This is a genomic window from Chloroflexota bacterium, from assembly GCA_016219275.1.
Taxonomy (GTDB): Bacteria; Chloroflexota; Anaerolineae; order UBA4142; family UBA4142; genus JACRBM01.
Genome location: JACRBM010000009.1, coordinates 1 through 14,390 on the forward strand (window position 1 = coordinate 1; position 14,390 = coordinate 14,390).

The following is a 14,390-nucleotide window of genomic DNA, read 5'->3' on the forward strand; positions in this document are numbered from 1 at the left end:
CAATTCACAGGGATATATCGTCGGCGTCGTATGGTATAATGTCTTTGGGGTTCTCATGCGCTGCTCTTTCTTTGGTAGGATAGAGACAGTGTGCATGAGAACCCTGTTTAGTCAAAAAGTGAGTTTTGCGGTACTGCGTAATTACGTTTGTTTGGGTATCTTTCTTTGGAATCTCGTTGTATTACAAAGCTGAAGACTATGTGTTCTTCAAAACACTCCAGCCAAATAGTGTGGTAAGTATCAGTATTGGCAATGAAACGTGGTGCGGGGAGGAAGACATCCAAAGAATCGTATCACTATTCAATCAGGTCGAATGGCATATAGATAACCATGATACAGGCGCAGAAAACGGCTCTCTCGCCATTAATTTGACTTCAGGTTCGAGGATGGATTTTCCTCTCAGAGACTATATAGTCAGGGACTATGGAATTCTCGTTTACATTCGTCCGCGAGAGTTTGGATATTGGGTAAATGGCAATGCGTTCATTCCAGGTTTACCGTCACTTCTTCAGAACTTGGGCGAACCGTACCCGACCCGCTAAAAAGGAAATTGCCTACCAACTTACCATCAGTGACAAGACCGTCAAGAACATCTTGACCAGGGTCTTTGTCAAAACCGGCACGCGCTCGCGTACGGAACTCGCGGTGTAGTGGGTGCAAGCCAGGTATAACGCGCAGTAGCCACCCGCACGTTGGCATTTCCTTTTCCGTTTTATGCAGATTTAAAAAAATCCGCGTCCATCCGCGTTCATCCGCGTCCTAAATTTTTCTGTTGTGTTGGTTGACCCATTCGCCCCCAAACCTGATACGGTTGGATTTTTTTACACAAACCTTACACAAACCTCACTGAATTATTTTCCTCAGTTTATTTCCTCCTTATAATTGTATGGTACGCTCCCCTTGCGATTATAGCCGTCGAAGCAGAAATTTGATTTCGTTTGAATTGAACGTCGTTGTTCTCGCCCGATGGAGGGCAGACTCGAAATGCCAATGCGTTCTGGCTTGTGCCTGATGAGGGGAATCGGAATATCGTTTGTTTGTCGCTGACACCGACCAGCGTCGTTTTTCGACGCGCTGGTCGGTTTGCATTTGGCGCACGGAGCAACAAAGATGTACCGCAAAATCTTGGTGCCATTGGATGGATCGAAAATTGCTGAAGGGGTTTTGCCTCACGCCAAGGCATTAGCGTACTCGGAAGGCGCGGAACTTATTTTGCTGAACGTGGCATCCAACCCAGGAATGGATTATCTTTTTGCGGATCCTGGACTAGCGGCGAGTGTCGTGGAAGAACAACAACAGCGCAGCAAAAAGTACATGTCCGAGATTCAAGAGCAACTCAGGTCGGAAGGATTCCACGTTTCGGTTCTTTTACGCGACGGTCCGGTCGCGGAGGTCATTCTGATATCCGCGGAAGAAGCGCAAGCTGATGTGATTGCGATGTCCACGCATGGACGCACCGGACCCGCGCGTTGGTTGCTCGGCAGTGTGGCTGATCGCGTCGTGCGAAATTCCAAGATTCCGGTTTTGTTGATTCGCGCCAAGGGGTAGCGTTCATTCAGATAGATTCGTTTAAGGAGGTGTGCCCAGTTCAACCCAGACATCCATCCGTAAATTTGCATTGTGCTGTCGTCGGATTTATCAGTCTTTACCCAACCGCTCATGATGGGCGGCAAAACTCAGGAAGGAGTTAGTATGGCACAGGCAACTCAATCCACGACGTCCAAGTGGAACATCACGCGAGTTATTTTCGCTTCGTCGGCTGGTACGTTGGTCGAATGGTACGACTTTTACATCTTTGGCAGTTTGTCTGCCGTCATCGCGTCCAAGTTTTATCAAACCGGTACGCCCATCGGCGATATGATCGCTTGGTTGGCGGCGTTTGCGGTTGGCTTTATCGTGCGTCCCTTTGGCGCGATCGTGTTCGGTCGCGTGGGCGACCTCATCGGTCGCAAGTACACCTTTTTGGTCACCATGTCCTTGATGGGTCTCTGCACGTTTGCGGTCGGCTTACTTCCCACGCGCGATGTGATTGGTGATCTGGCAGGCATCATCTTGATCATCTTGCGTATCCTGCAAGGTTTGGCGTTGGGCGGTGAGTACGGCGGCGCGGCAACTTACATCGCCGAGCACACCCCGCACGGCAAGCGCGGTTTGTACACCTCGTGGATTCAAACGACGGCAACCATTGGTTTGTTCGCTTCCCTCTTTGTCATCCTGGGCACGCGCTCGTTTGGTGGTGAAGACTGGTTCGCCGGCAAAGGCGCATTTGCCACAGCGTACTTCCAGGGTTGGCGCGTCCCGTTCCTTCTCTCGATCGTCCTCGTCATGCTCTCGTTGTGGATCCGCATTTCGTTGCGCGAATCTCCGTTGTTCCAACGCTTGAAAGATACCAAAAAGACCTCCAAGAATCCCATCGTCGAATCCTTTGGCAATCCCTACAACTTGCGGTGGGTGCTCTTGGCGCTCTTCGGCGCGACGATGGGTCAGGGCGTCGTGTGGTACACCGGTCAATTCTACGCGCTGTTCTATTTGCAGACCATCTTCAAGGTCACGCTCGTTGATTCGAACATGATCATCGGCGTGGCGTTGTTGGCGGCGACTCCGCTGTTCATTCTCTTCGGTTGGCTGTCCGACAAAATTGGTCGCAAGCCGATTATGATGGCAGGCATGGCGCTCGCCGTTCTCACCTGGTACCCGATCTATGGTGCGATGGCAGCTTTTGCGCCGGCTGATCCGAAACAGTACTTTTTGTTCGCCTACCAGGGTTACAACCCGCCGATGTTGGCGTTCCTTGTGTTTCTTCAGGTCGTCTATGTCACCATGGCGTATGCGCCCATCGCGGCGTTCCTCGTTGAATTGTTCCCAACCAAGATTCGCTACACCTCCATGTCACTCCCGTACCACATCGGTAACGGCGTGTTCGGTGGCATGGTGCCCATCATCGGATTGAGTATGCTGCAAAGCACCGGCAACAACTTTGCTGGTTTGTGGTATCCGATGGCGATTGCGGGCATCTGCTTTGTCGTTGGGATGCTGTTCGTCAAAGAGACGAATCAGGTAGACATCGAAGACGCCGCGTCCTCTACTGCGATGCAACATGAAACGGCGAGCAGGGCGGCGACTTCAGGAAAATAATCTACGGCGCACGATGTGAATCTCGGCTAGGATTTGATCCGCGTGATCGGATTTGAATCCTAGCCGGTTTTTTCGGAGGACTCGCCGATGAATCCAATCAACCCAACTGTTCGCCGATGGATCGAAGATGCGCGCAACGACCCCGAAGCATTCTGGGGACGCGCGGCAGATCAACTACCCTGGTTTCGGCGCTGGGATCGGGTGTTCGAGTGGACGCCGCCGACGTTCAAATGGTTCATCGGCGGGCAAACGAACCTCGCGTACAACGCGCTCGATTTTCACGTCAAGCGCGGTTGGGGCGGACACACCGCGCTCATCTACGTCAACGAGCGTGGCGAAAAACAACTGTTCACGTACGCGCAGATGTTGCGTCAAGTCGAAACGTTGGCGGCGGCGTTGCGCGGGATGGGCATTCAAAAAGGCGACCGCGTCACGCTGTACATGCCGGTGATGCCGGAAGCGATCATGCTCATGCTCGCGATTGTCCGCATCGGCGCGATGCACTCGGTCGTGTTCGCCGGTTTCGGCGCGAAAGCGTTGGGCGACCGCATCCAAGCCAGCGGCTCGAAGCTCGTGTTTACGGCGGACGTGACGTATCGCAAAGGCAAGAATGTTCAGCTCAAAGGCATCGTGGACGACGCGCTCGCGAGCGTCGAACACAATGTCGAACACGTCATCGTGCTCCAACGGTACGGCGAGGCGGCGATGAAACCAGAGCGCGATCTGACTTGGACGGAATTCCTGGGTCGCGCGGACGCGCCTTTGGCGAGTCGCGCGCACGAGCCGATGGAATCGAACGACCCTGCGTTCATCCTCGCAACATCTGGCACGACGGCGAAACCGAAACTCGCGATTCACACACACGGCGGTTATCAAGTCCACATTGTCAGTATGGCAAAGTGGGTGTTCGATTTGAAACCGACCGACGTGTGGTGGTCTACTTCCGACATCGGTTGGATCGTTGGGCACAGTTACATCGTGTATGCTCCGCTCATTGTCGGCGCAACGACGGTCGCGTTTGAAGGCGCGCTCGATTACCCGAAACCGGAATCGAATTGGGCGACGCTCATCGAAGAATTTCGCGTGACCGGCATTTTTACCTCGCCGACCGCGGTGCGTTTGTTGATGCGGTACGGCGATGCGCCGCTGCAAAAAGTGGATCACGATTATTTGCAACGCGTCTTTTGCGCGGGCGAGGTGCTCAATCCGCCGGCGTGGGAGTGGTTGCAGAAAACGATCCTCAAAGATAAAATCCCAGTGATTGATCACATGTGGCAGACCGAAACCGGCGGACCGATCTTTGGCAATCCGTACGGCTTGGGGCTATTGCCAATCAAGCCCGGCTCTGCTACAATCCCGTTGCCTGGAATTGAAGCTGAGGTTGTGTCGCCGGAAGGCGAACCAATTCCGCGCGGCGAAAAAGGAATCATGGTCATCACGCGACCGTTTCCCGGTCTCACTCCCGCACTGTGGGGCGAGCCGGCGCGGTATGGCGCCGACTATTGGCAAAAAATTCCCGGCAAGAATGTGTACTATTCCGGCGATTCCGCGATGATGGATGAAGATGGGTACGTCTGGTTCGCCGGGCGCGCGGATGAAATCATCAAGATCGCCGGGCATCGCATCGGCACGATTGAAGTAGAGAGCGCATTCCTGACGCATCCGGCGATTGCCGAAGCCGGCGTCATCGGTCGTCCGGAAGAATTGCGCGGCGAAGTGATCTCCGCGTTCGTCGTGCTCAAGCAAGGGTTCAGTCCGTCGGAGGAACTCAAGCGCATCTTGCTCGATACGGTGCGCCGCGAACTCGGTCCGGTCGCGGTGATCGGCGAACTGAACTTTGTGCACATGTTGCCCAAGACGCGCAGCGGCAAAATTATGCGCCGCGTGCTCAAAGCGGTCACGCTTGACCGCGATCCGGGCGATATTACGACGATTGAAGATGAAGGATCGGTCGAAGACGCGCGACACGCGTGGGCGGAGATGAAAGCCGAGATCGCGCGATAGTAGAGCGATTGAAACACCTGCACTGCACCAAACGCAGTGCGGTGCAAGTGTCGCCTTTGTGAGGCGTTCCGCCGGGCGTTCGCCTGCGCGGACGCGTTTTCGCCCGCGTAGGCGCGCGACCAGCCGTCGGCTCACGCGTTTTCGCCCGCGTAGGCGCGCGACCAGCCGTCGGCTCACGCGGGGTAATGTTAATTACCGTATCATTTTCCGTTCATTGCTGACGCCGCCGGGGCAGGCATCGTTGCCGCTACCGGCGACGGCAATGGTCAAACCTTAATGGGGAGGAGTAGATTCAATGGAAGGTGAAGTTTTTTATCCATCTGCCGATGTCGTCGCCGGCGCGCGCGTCAAAGACTGGGATGCGCTAGCCCAATTCGCGGCAGGAGACCTGGAAGGGTTCTGGGGCAAAGAGGCGGAGCAACTCGAGTGGTACCAAAAGTGGGACAAGGTGTTGGACGACAGCAACAAGCCGTTCTTCAAATGGTTTGTCGGCGCAAAAACGAACATCATCCACAACTGCCTTGACCGCTACCAGAAATCCTGGGTGCGTAACAAACTCGCGCTGGTCTGGGTCGGCGAACCCGGCGACGTGCGAACGTACTCGTACTATGCGCTCAATCGCGAAGTCAATCAATTTGCGAACGTTCTCAAAGCGATGGGCGTGAAAAAGGGCGACCGCGTCACGATTTATATGCCGCGCATTCCCGAGATCGCCATCGCGATGCTGGCGACCGCCAAGGTCGGCGCGGTGCACTCGGTCGTGTACGGCGGGTTTAGTGTGGACGCGCTGCAAGGGCGCATCGAAGATTCCGAATCGCGCGTGTGCATCACCGCCGATGGCGGTTGGATGAACGGCAAGGTCGTTCCGTTGAAAAGCACGATGGATGATGCGGTCAAAAAATGCCCGACCGTCGAAACGGTCATTGTGGTTAAACGCACCGGTCAAGAAGTCCGCATGGAATCTGGGCGCGATTATTGGTACCACGATTTGATGAAACTCCCGATTGCGAGCGGCAAATGTCCGACTGAAGTAATGGACTCCGAAGACCCGCTGTATATTTTGTACACCTCGGGCACGACCGGCAAACCGAAAGCGATTCAACACGTGCACGGCGGGTACATGGTCGGCATTTATAGCACGCTCAAGAATGTTTTCGATTTGCGCGACGAAGACCGGTGGTGGTGCGCGGCAGACCCAGGATGGGTGACCGGTCACTCGTACATCATCTACGGTCCATTGCTTGCCGGCGCGACCTCGTTCATGTACGAAGGCGCGCCGACGTATCCGTATCCGAATCGCTGGTGGTCGCTCATCGAAAAGTACGGCATCTCGGTGTTGTACTGCGCGCCGACCGCGATTCGCGGCTTGATGCGTTTCGGCGAATCGTGGCCCAATCGTCACGATTTGTCGTCGCTGCGTTTGCTCGGGTCGGTCGGCGAGCCGATCAATCCCGAAGCGTGGAAGTGGTATCATCGCGTCATCGGCAAAGAAAAATGTCCGATCATGGACACGTGGTGGCAGACCGAGACCGGGATGTTTATGATTACGCCGACGCCGACCGTGCCGCTCAAACCCGGCAGTGGCACGCGACCGTACTTTGGTCAGGAAGCGGAGATCGTGGACGAGCAGGGTAATCCGACGAAGGATAACGAAGAAGGTTATCTCGTGCTCACGAAACCATGGCCCGCGATGCTGCGTACGATTTACAAAGACCCCGACCGCTACGTCAAACAGTACTGGTCGAAATATCCGGGCAAGTACACGACCGGCGATTCCGCGAAACGCGATAGCGATGGTTATTTCTGGATCATCGGTCGTGTGGACGATGTGATCAAAGTGTCCGGTTATCGTCTGGGCACAGCGGAGATCGAAAGCGCGCTCGTCAGTCATCCATCGGTCGCCGAAGCCGCGGCGATTGGCTTGCCGCACGAGATCAAAGGTCAGGCGATCTACACCTACGTGATTCTGCGCGCGGGACAATCGCCCTCCTCGGAATTGTCAGAAGCGTTACGCCAACACGTTGGCACGCACCTCGGTCCCATCGCGCGACCGGAGCAAGTCAACTTTGTGGACAAGTTACCCAAGACACGATCCGGCAAAATTATGCGCCGCGTGTTGAAAGCGCGCGCCCAAGGTCTGCCCGAAGGCGATGTGACAACACTCGAAGAGTAACATTCGGTCGCGGGTATTATCCTTGCGAAGGTTTGGTAACCTTCGCAAGGATGAATAGTCACGGTCGCGGAGCAATGATGCTCTGACGCGGTAGAGACGCTCGCAAGGGTGTCTCTACCGTCGTTCATTTAGTGTTGCGGAGAGCTGCTTGCCCGCCCCGTGCGAGCGAGCCACTCGCACTCCAGATGTTTTGAAGCACAGCGAAATCCCTGCGAAACGACAACCGTTTCGCAGGGATTCTGTTTGGTTCGCCAAATCCATCACAAACTTGTTCGCGTGTGATACGTTTGGACGAATGTTTGAGACTTGCGGCTCTTAACAGTTTCTATAACATCGGATAAAATTCATTTATAAAGTATTGTGCCGACGAAGGCACATTTCATTCGAATGGTTACGAATGCCTTCGGTGCGTTTTCGCGCGGCGAAGGCATTTTTGTTCGCAGGGCAATTTGGAAAATTGCCTTACCTAATTGAAGGAGTGAGCCATGCAGGTGACGAACTCTGCTCCGCGACGATGGATTCAAGCCATCTTTGAATGGTTCGACGAACGGATGGCGATTCGTTCGTTGGTTGCCACGTCGCTCCATGTCGTCATTCCACGGAGCGCCCATACTTATTATCTGGGCGGCATTACACTATTCTTGTTTGTCAATCAAGCCGTCACGGGCATTCTGCTTTCGCTGTACTATCAACCGACGCCGGATGCCGCGTATAACAGCATCCTCTACATTATGAACCAGGTCAATTTTGGTTGGCTGATCCGCAGCGTGCATGCGTGGGGCGCGAATCTCATGATCGTCTTTTGCATTTTGCATTTGATTCGCGTCGTCGTTCAAGGCGCGTACAAGAATCCGCGCGAGATCACGTGGATGGCGGGCATGGGCTTGTTGTTCCTCACGCTGGGTTTCGGTTTCACCGGCTACTTGTTGCCCTGGGATCAGCGCGCGTTTTGGGCGACGACGGTCGGCACCGAAATCGCGTCGGCGGTGCCGGTGATCGGCGATGCGATTCGCGATTTTCTCCGCGCCGGTTCCGAGGTGAGCGCGTTGACGCTCTCACGATTCCTGGGTGTGCACATGTTGATTTTGCCGGCGTCGCTCATTGGCTTGCTCGCCGTTCATCTGTTGATCATTCATCAACAAGGATTGGCGGACCCGCACTCATCGGAGGAAAAATGAGCGCCCCATCCAAGCCGGACAAATCCCCCGACCCAAAGAAACTCTTACCCTTCTGGCCCCACTACGTATTGAGTGAATTGATCGCGTGGTACGTCATCCTGGGAATTCTCGTTACGCTTGCCGCCTATCTCCCTGCCGGGTTGGAGGATCGCGCGAATCCACTCCTGACGCCGGAACACGTCAAACCCGAATGGTACTTTTTGTCGGTCTATCAATTTCTCAAAGTGGCGGCGGTGTTTAGCTTCCTGGGTGCGGACGCGCCGCGCTTGCTGGGTATTGTGATTCCCAGCATTGCGCTGGCGTTGCTCTTCTTCCTGCCGTTTCTGGATCGCGGTCCTAAACGCCCAGCGCGGCAACGCCCGCTAATGCTGATTATTCTCATCGGCGTCCTGGCGGTAGTTATCGGCTTGACCGTTTGGGGACAGTTTAGCTGACGATACCTTGGCGCGCGGTTCGGTTCACGCGCGCGCGGAGTTTAGATAATGAAACAGTTGTGGAAACTCGGCGCATTCCTATTCATACTCGTCTTGCTCATCGTGTTATTGCCCAGCACGCCGACGCGCGCCCAAGTCGGCACTCCACCGCCGATTCCGCATTCGCTGGAAGGGCGCAATGACTGCGCCATCTGTCACGCGACCGGCGTCGGTGGCGCGCCCAAGTTCCCCGCCGATCACACGGGACGCACGAATGAGATGTGTCAAGTGTGTCACAAACCTGGGACGGCGCGTCCGCCAACGACGCCTCCCAGCGGAACGCCCGGCGCGCAACCAGTTACCAAGCCCGCCGCCGGCACGCCGCCTAAAATTCCACATCCGCTTCAGAATCGCGATAACTGTCTCGCATGTCACCAGACCGGGATCGGCGGCTCGCCCAAAGTGCCAGCGGATCATGCTGGGCGTATCGTGGAGACGTGCAAAGGTTGTCATCAATCTGCTACTTCGAAAGCAGACGTGCCGGTCGTCGTGCCCACGCCGGTGATTCACACATCGCCGGTCGCCAAGACCCAGGATGCGTGTGTGACGTGCCACACCACGCAAGCCGGCAAGTCAACCCAGGTCGTGAACGACTGGAAGTCGAGCATTCACGGAGAACGCAACGTGACTTGCGCGGATTGTCACGGCGGCGATGCGACGAAAGCCGACAAAGCCGCGGCGCATTCGTTCAACGCGGGTTACATCGGCATCCCCAAGATTGTAGATATCCCAGCACTATGTGCGAGTTGCCACGCGCGCGTCGAAACGATGCGTCAGTACGATGTGCCGACCGATCAATGGTCCAAGTATCAGCAAAGCGTGCATGGGCAGAAACTCGCGCAAGGCGATGTCAAGGTGGCAACGTGCGCGACGTGCCACGAATCGCACGCGACCAAAAAATCGGACGATCCGACGGCTAAAGTGTACACGCTGAATGTGCCCGCGTTGTGCGCCTCGTGCCATTCGAACACCGAGTACATGAAGGGCTATAACATTCCGACGAATCAATACTCGTTGTACATTGCAAGTGTGCATGGTCAAGCATTGTTGAACAAACAAGACTTGCGTTCCCCAACGTGCGCGACGTGCCACAGCACGCATGGCGCGGCGCCGCCTGGTTTCGACGAGGTTGCGAATGTGTGCGGCAGTTGTCACACGGCAACCCAACAGTATTACTTGCAGAGTGTCCATGCCAATGACAAACCTGGGACACCCAAGTGCGTCACCTGTCACGGTCGTTACGATGTGATGACGCCGACGGATGATATGTTCATCGGTAACTCGACGCGCCAGTGCGGTAGTTGCCACCCCGATGGATCGCCCCAAGCCGCTGCGGTCAAGAATCTGCATGACAATATCACCGCGAGCGCCAAGGCGTTGGACGATGCGGAGATCGCGCTCAAGCGCGCCGCCGCCGCGGCGTTAATCACCTCGCCCGAAGAAGCCAAGATTGCAGAAGCCAAGACTGCGTTGATTACCGCGCGCGCGGTGCAACACACGCTCAACGCTTCGCTGGTGAAAGAAAAAACCGATCTCGCCGTCGCGAAAGCCAACGAAGTGATTGCCAATTCCGAAAAGGCATCGCGCGATCAAGGACTCAGGGGTCAAGTGATGGGAGTGGGTTTGGTGATTATGGCGATGGCGATCCTGTCGCTGTACGTCATTCGCCGCGAGTTGTACAAACAGTTGCCGCCGGAATAGAGGAGCAAAAAGCCATGACGCAATCGGTCGCACATAGGTCGAACACACCGGTAACTCGGCGTGGATTTATCCAACTCCTGCTGGGTTTTTCGGTGACCGCGACGGTGATTGGAATGTTGACGCCGGTCGTCGCGTATCTATTGCCCCAAGGGGCGAAGCAAGGTGTGGGAGGACCGGTCGAAGTCGGCAAGCCCGAAGAGTTTGCGTCCAACACCGGCAAGATCGTCTCGGTCAATGACAAACCGGTGATTGTGGTGAACAGCAAAGCCGGCGGGATAAAAGCGTTCTCCGCGATTTGCACACACCTGGGTTGTATCGTTTCGTGGGATGCGCGCAAGAATAGTATCGCCTGTCCGTGTCATGACGGATTCTTCAATGCGGTTACCGGCGCGGTCATCTCAGGACCTCCGCCTAAACCATTAGCGCAGTACGAATTAGTTGTGAAGGACGGCAAGGTGTTCGTCGGTAAACAGATCGGATAAGCCAAAATAAAATCCACCACAAAATCTAAAGCCGGCTTTTGCGCGATGGCGTCGCGGTGATTTCTGATGAGGGAATGCCGCGGGGCGCAAGCAAAGGAGGATGCCTCACGAAAATGGATTCGCCAATAGGTGCTTGCCCCAACCAATTCTAGAAATGGAGAATGCACAATGCAAAAAAGAATCCTCGTTGTATTCTTGACGCTTGTCGCAATCACCGCGTTGTTGTTGATTGCGTCCTGTTCACCCGCCAGCGCGCCGGGTCCGGCGGGTAGCCCAGGCGTGGCGGGTGCGGTCGGTCCGCAAGGTCCTGCCGGTCCGCAGGGTCCTACCGGTCCTGCGGGCGCGCCGGGAAAATCTGCGTCGGTGGCGCCCGGCGCCGGCTTGAAAATGGAAATCACCAAAGTTGAAATTCCAGCGGATAACAAACCGGTTGTCACCTTTAAACTCACGGATGATCGCGGTAATCTCGTGAAGGTTGCCGACCTCGACGCCAATAGTCTGCGGTTTGGTATCGCCAAGATCAACTTGGACAAGGATACCAATCTCGCGGACTATGAAAACTATTTCGTGAACGATGTAAGAGGGAACCCGCACACTTACAAAGGTGAAACGAAACAACCCGTGCTTGCCACCGCGAAACAAGCTCAGTACGAATTTCAGGGTAAGTTGACTGAAACTGACACGGGCTATACCTACGTCTTTACGAATACGCTTCCCGCGACTTTCGACAAGAGCGCAACCCATGTCGTCGGCGCGCAAGCCACGCGCAACGCGCGCGGGTTTGTCACCAACACGTCATTCTGGTTCGTGCCGGCGGGCGGAACGCCGACCAAGCGCGAAGTCGTCACAACCGAGAATTGCAACGTCTGTCACGACAAGATCGCGGCGCACGGAGGTCAACGTTATGACGTGACGGTTTGCTCGATTTGTCATACGGATCAGACGATTGATCCTGAAACGAGCAACCCGGTTGACTTGAAGGTAATGATCCACAAACTTCACAACGGCGCGAATATCAACAGTGTCGCGTTGGGCAAAAAGCCGTACTATATCGTCGGCTTTGGTCAAAACCCCATTGACTTTAGCGGAGCGGTGTGGCCCCAAGATGTTCGCAATTGCACGACTTGTCACACCAAAGGCGCGCAAGCGGACAACTGGAAGAATGCGCCCAGCCGCGCCGCGTGCGGTTCGTGTCACGATGGCATTGATTGGGAAACCGGCAAAGCCAAATTCACGGGCGGCAAAGATCACGCCGCTGGTCCACTGAAAGACGACAAGACATGCAAGGTTTGTCATTCTGCGGACAGCGGTCAGGAGTTCGACGCGTCCATCGTCGGCGCGCACACGATTCCCGCCAAGTCCAAGCAACTCAAAGGTGTAGTCTATACGATTGACGCGGCAACCGCCAAGCCGGGCGAGAAAGCGACGGTTGATTTTACGTTGAAAGATAATTCGGGCGCGGCGCTCGACGCGAACAAGATGGACTTTATCGAAATCACCATCGCGTATCCAACCTCGGATTATGCGACGCGCTTCACCGAAAATGCCAATCAGATCACCGTGCCGCCGGCAGCGCCGTTCGTCCGCGCGGGCACGTTGACCGATTTGGGCGGCGGCAAGTTCCGTTACACTTTCAACAGACTGATTGACGCGACCTGGAAGGGTAGTGTTGGTATTGGCATGGCGGCGTACAAGAACGCGACCATCAAGGGCAACGACGGCAAAGATGTTGTCGTGCGCGAAGGCAACGTCAACCCAGTGATCTATGTTTCCCTGGATGGCTCCAAGCCCGCGCCGCGACGCCAGGTCGTTGATCGCAAACTATGCAATCAATGTCATCTTGACCTTGGCAGTCCGGCGGCGTTTTCGGTTCATGGCGGCATCCGTCGCAGTCCCGAATACTGCGACTTGTGCCACAACCCGAATGCGACGGATGAAGCCCAGCGACCCAAAGACAAACTGCCACCGGAGACAATCCAACTCAAGTACATGATTCACAGTCTCCACATGGGCAACGAACGCGCCACGCCAACCGAGTTCTTTGGTCGCTCGATTGCCAGGACGGAAGAGATCGGCTTTCCGACGGCGGGCGGTCAACGCAACTGCGTCAAGTGTCATCTGGCTGGCACGAATGTGTTGCCTCTGCCGGCAAGCGCGTTGCCGACGACGATCACACAAGAAGGCAAAGTGATCAAAGTACTCCAGCCGATCGCGGCAACGTGCAGTGGTTGTCACGCGAATGTGCAAGTAAAGGGGCACATCGAGATCATGACCAGCGCGAGCGGTATCGAGACGTGCGCGATCTGTCACGGTCCGGGACGCGACTTTGCGGTAGACCAGGTTCACAAGAGATAACGACATAGGACTGGGCGCGGCGGACTAGAGCCATCTAGTCCGCCGCGGATACGTTAGAACGTGGCAATGACCCGTTTGTACCTTAGCCGCCAAGCACATTCGTGTTAGAATTGTGTAAAGTTGACGTGCAGGTGGGCACTGATGCGGGTGTCCACTGTTATGCGAGGGGTGGCGAATGCCTCCAGTAAAAATGAATAGACCTGAGGTGTTTCGCCAGAAGGGTGTCCGGTATGTCATCCATCTCGCCATCTGACATTGCCTATCGAATGTTGCGACTCGAACAACAGTTGGAGTCGTATCAACGTTTGCATGCAGAAGAACTAGCCGAGATGCGCCGCGCCCTCGAAGAATTAAAAGATCAAGTTCTCGCGCTTGCCACCGAAAAAGAGAAAGATCAAGTCGCGCCCGGCAAGTAAAATTCGGCGAATGACCGCCACAACCGCATCGTTCTTTTCTGAATGCGCAATTATTTTGTGGAAGAGAAGACGATGAATGACTTGGCAGAAACACGCGAACGCCGGTTAAGTCGGCAAGGCGTTTCACGACGCGATGTCAATTTCTGTTCGCCCCACGAAATTGTGACGCGCGCATGCACGAACGCCGCCACGACGATTCCCGTCAACGCGTCATCGTTTAATCGCGGCTGGTTCGTCGCGGCTCCCAATCCGACTGGCGCAGTCGGTGTGAAAGATGCCATCCCCGGCATCACCCTGCGCAATCTCCCTGGTTGTTTCGCTCATTTCGGTCTTCCTCTCTTCGCATCCAGCAAACGCATTCACGATAACTGCGAACGCCGCGCGCATTTTGACGCGGGTCAGTCCGTCGAATTTCGCCGACCGCGTGCAAGCGCAAACGCTCGCGCGTTTGACCTTTGCAAGGTGGGTTGGTC

The 14,390-nt window shown here is 55.5% G+C and carries 11 protein-coding genes and 1 pseudogene; all 12 read left to right on the top strand.

Going from position 1 to position 14,390, the window contains the following annotated elements; all coding sequences use genetic code 11:
• Positions 1-471 precede the first annotated feature (471 nt).
• The 12 genes and pseudogenes from HY868_01275 to HY868_01330 all read left to right on the top strand — a co-directional run bounded on the left by HY868_01275 (position 472) and on the right by HY868_01330 (position 14,328).
• The gene (locus HY868_01275; protein MBI5300739.1) at positions 472-651 is read left to right on the top strand and encodes a response regulator transcription factor; all 180 of its coding nucleotides are present in this window, start codon (positions 472-474) and stop codon (positions 649-651) included.
• A gap of 459 nt (positions 652-1,110) precedes the next feature.
• The gene (locus HY868_01280) at positions 1,111-1,548 is read left to right on the top strand and encodes a universal stress protein (protein MBI5300740.1); all 438 of its coding nucleotides are present in this window, start codon (positions 1,111-1,113) and stop codon (positions 1,546-1,548) included.
• Between the two features lie 144 nt (positions 1,549-1,692).
• Entirely contained in the window at positions 1,693-3,135 is a 1,443-nt protein-coding gene (locus tag HY868_01285) for an MFS transporter (GenBank protein MBI5300741.1), read from the top strand.
• Between the two features lie 87 nt (positions 3,136-3,222).
• Positions 3,223-5,139, top strand: a complete 1,917-nt coding sequence (locus tag HY868_01290; GenBank protein ID MBI5300742.1) for an acetate--CoA ligase — start codon at positions 3,223-3,225, stop codon at positions 5,137-5,139.
• A 295-nt stretch (positions 5,140-5,434) separates the two neighbouring features.
• Positions 5,435-7,312: an acetate--CoA ligase gene (acs, locus tag HY868_01295; protein MBI5300743.1), complete on the top strand. Its 1,878-nt coding sequence runs from the start codon at positions 5,435-5,437 to the stop codon at positions 7,310-7,312.
• Positions 7,313-7,797: 485 nt separating this feature from the next.
• The gene (locus tag HY868_01300) at positions 7,798-8,490 is read left to right on the top strand and encodes a cytochrome b N-terminal domain-containing protein (GenBank protein ID MBI5300744.1); all 693 of its coding nucleotides are present in this window, start codon (positions 7,798-7,800) and stop codon (positions 8,488-8,490) included.
• On the top strand, positions 8,487-8,924 hold the full coding sequence (locus HY868_01305) for a hypothetical protein (GenBank protein MBI5300745.1): 438 nt from the start codon (positions 8,487-8,489) through the stop codon (positions 8,922-8,924). The genes HY868_01300 and HY868_01305 overlap by 4 nt, the downstream gene beginning before the upstream one ends.
• 48 nt (positions 8,925-8,972) lie before the next feature.
• Positions 8,973-10,664 carry an ammonia-forming cytochrome c nitrite reductase subunit c552 gene (locus HY868_01310; protein ID MBI5300746.1) on the top strand — a complete coding sequence of 564 codons (1,692 nt, stop codon included), beginning with the start codon at positions 8,973-8,975 and terminating at the stop codon, positions 10,662-10,664.
• Between the two features lie 14 nt (positions 10,665-10,678).
• A complete protein-coding gene (locus HY868_01315; protein ID MBI5300747.1) occupies positions 10,679-11,146 on the top strand; it encodes a Rieske (2Fe-2S) protein in 468 nt (155 codons plus the stop codon).
• 168 nt (positions 11,147-11,314) lie between these two features.
• A complete protein-coding gene (locus HY868_01320) occupies positions 11,315-13,501 on the top strand; it encodes an OmcA/MtrC family decaheme c-type cytochrome (protein MBI5300748.1) in 2,187 nt (728 codons plus the stop codon).
• Positions 13,502-13,731: 230 nt separating this feature from the next.
• The gene (locus HY868_01325) at positions 13,732-13,917 is read left to right on the top strand and encodes a hypothetical protein (GenBank protein MBI5300749.1); all 186 of its coding nucleotides are present in this window, start codon (positions 13,732-13,734) and stop codon (positions 13,915-13,917) included.
• 237 nt (positions 13,918-14,154) lie between these two features.
• Positions 14,155-14,328: pseudogene (locus HY868_01330) on the top strand ([Ni/Fe] hydrogenase small subunit).
• Positions 14,329-14,390: the final 62 nt, after the last annotated feature.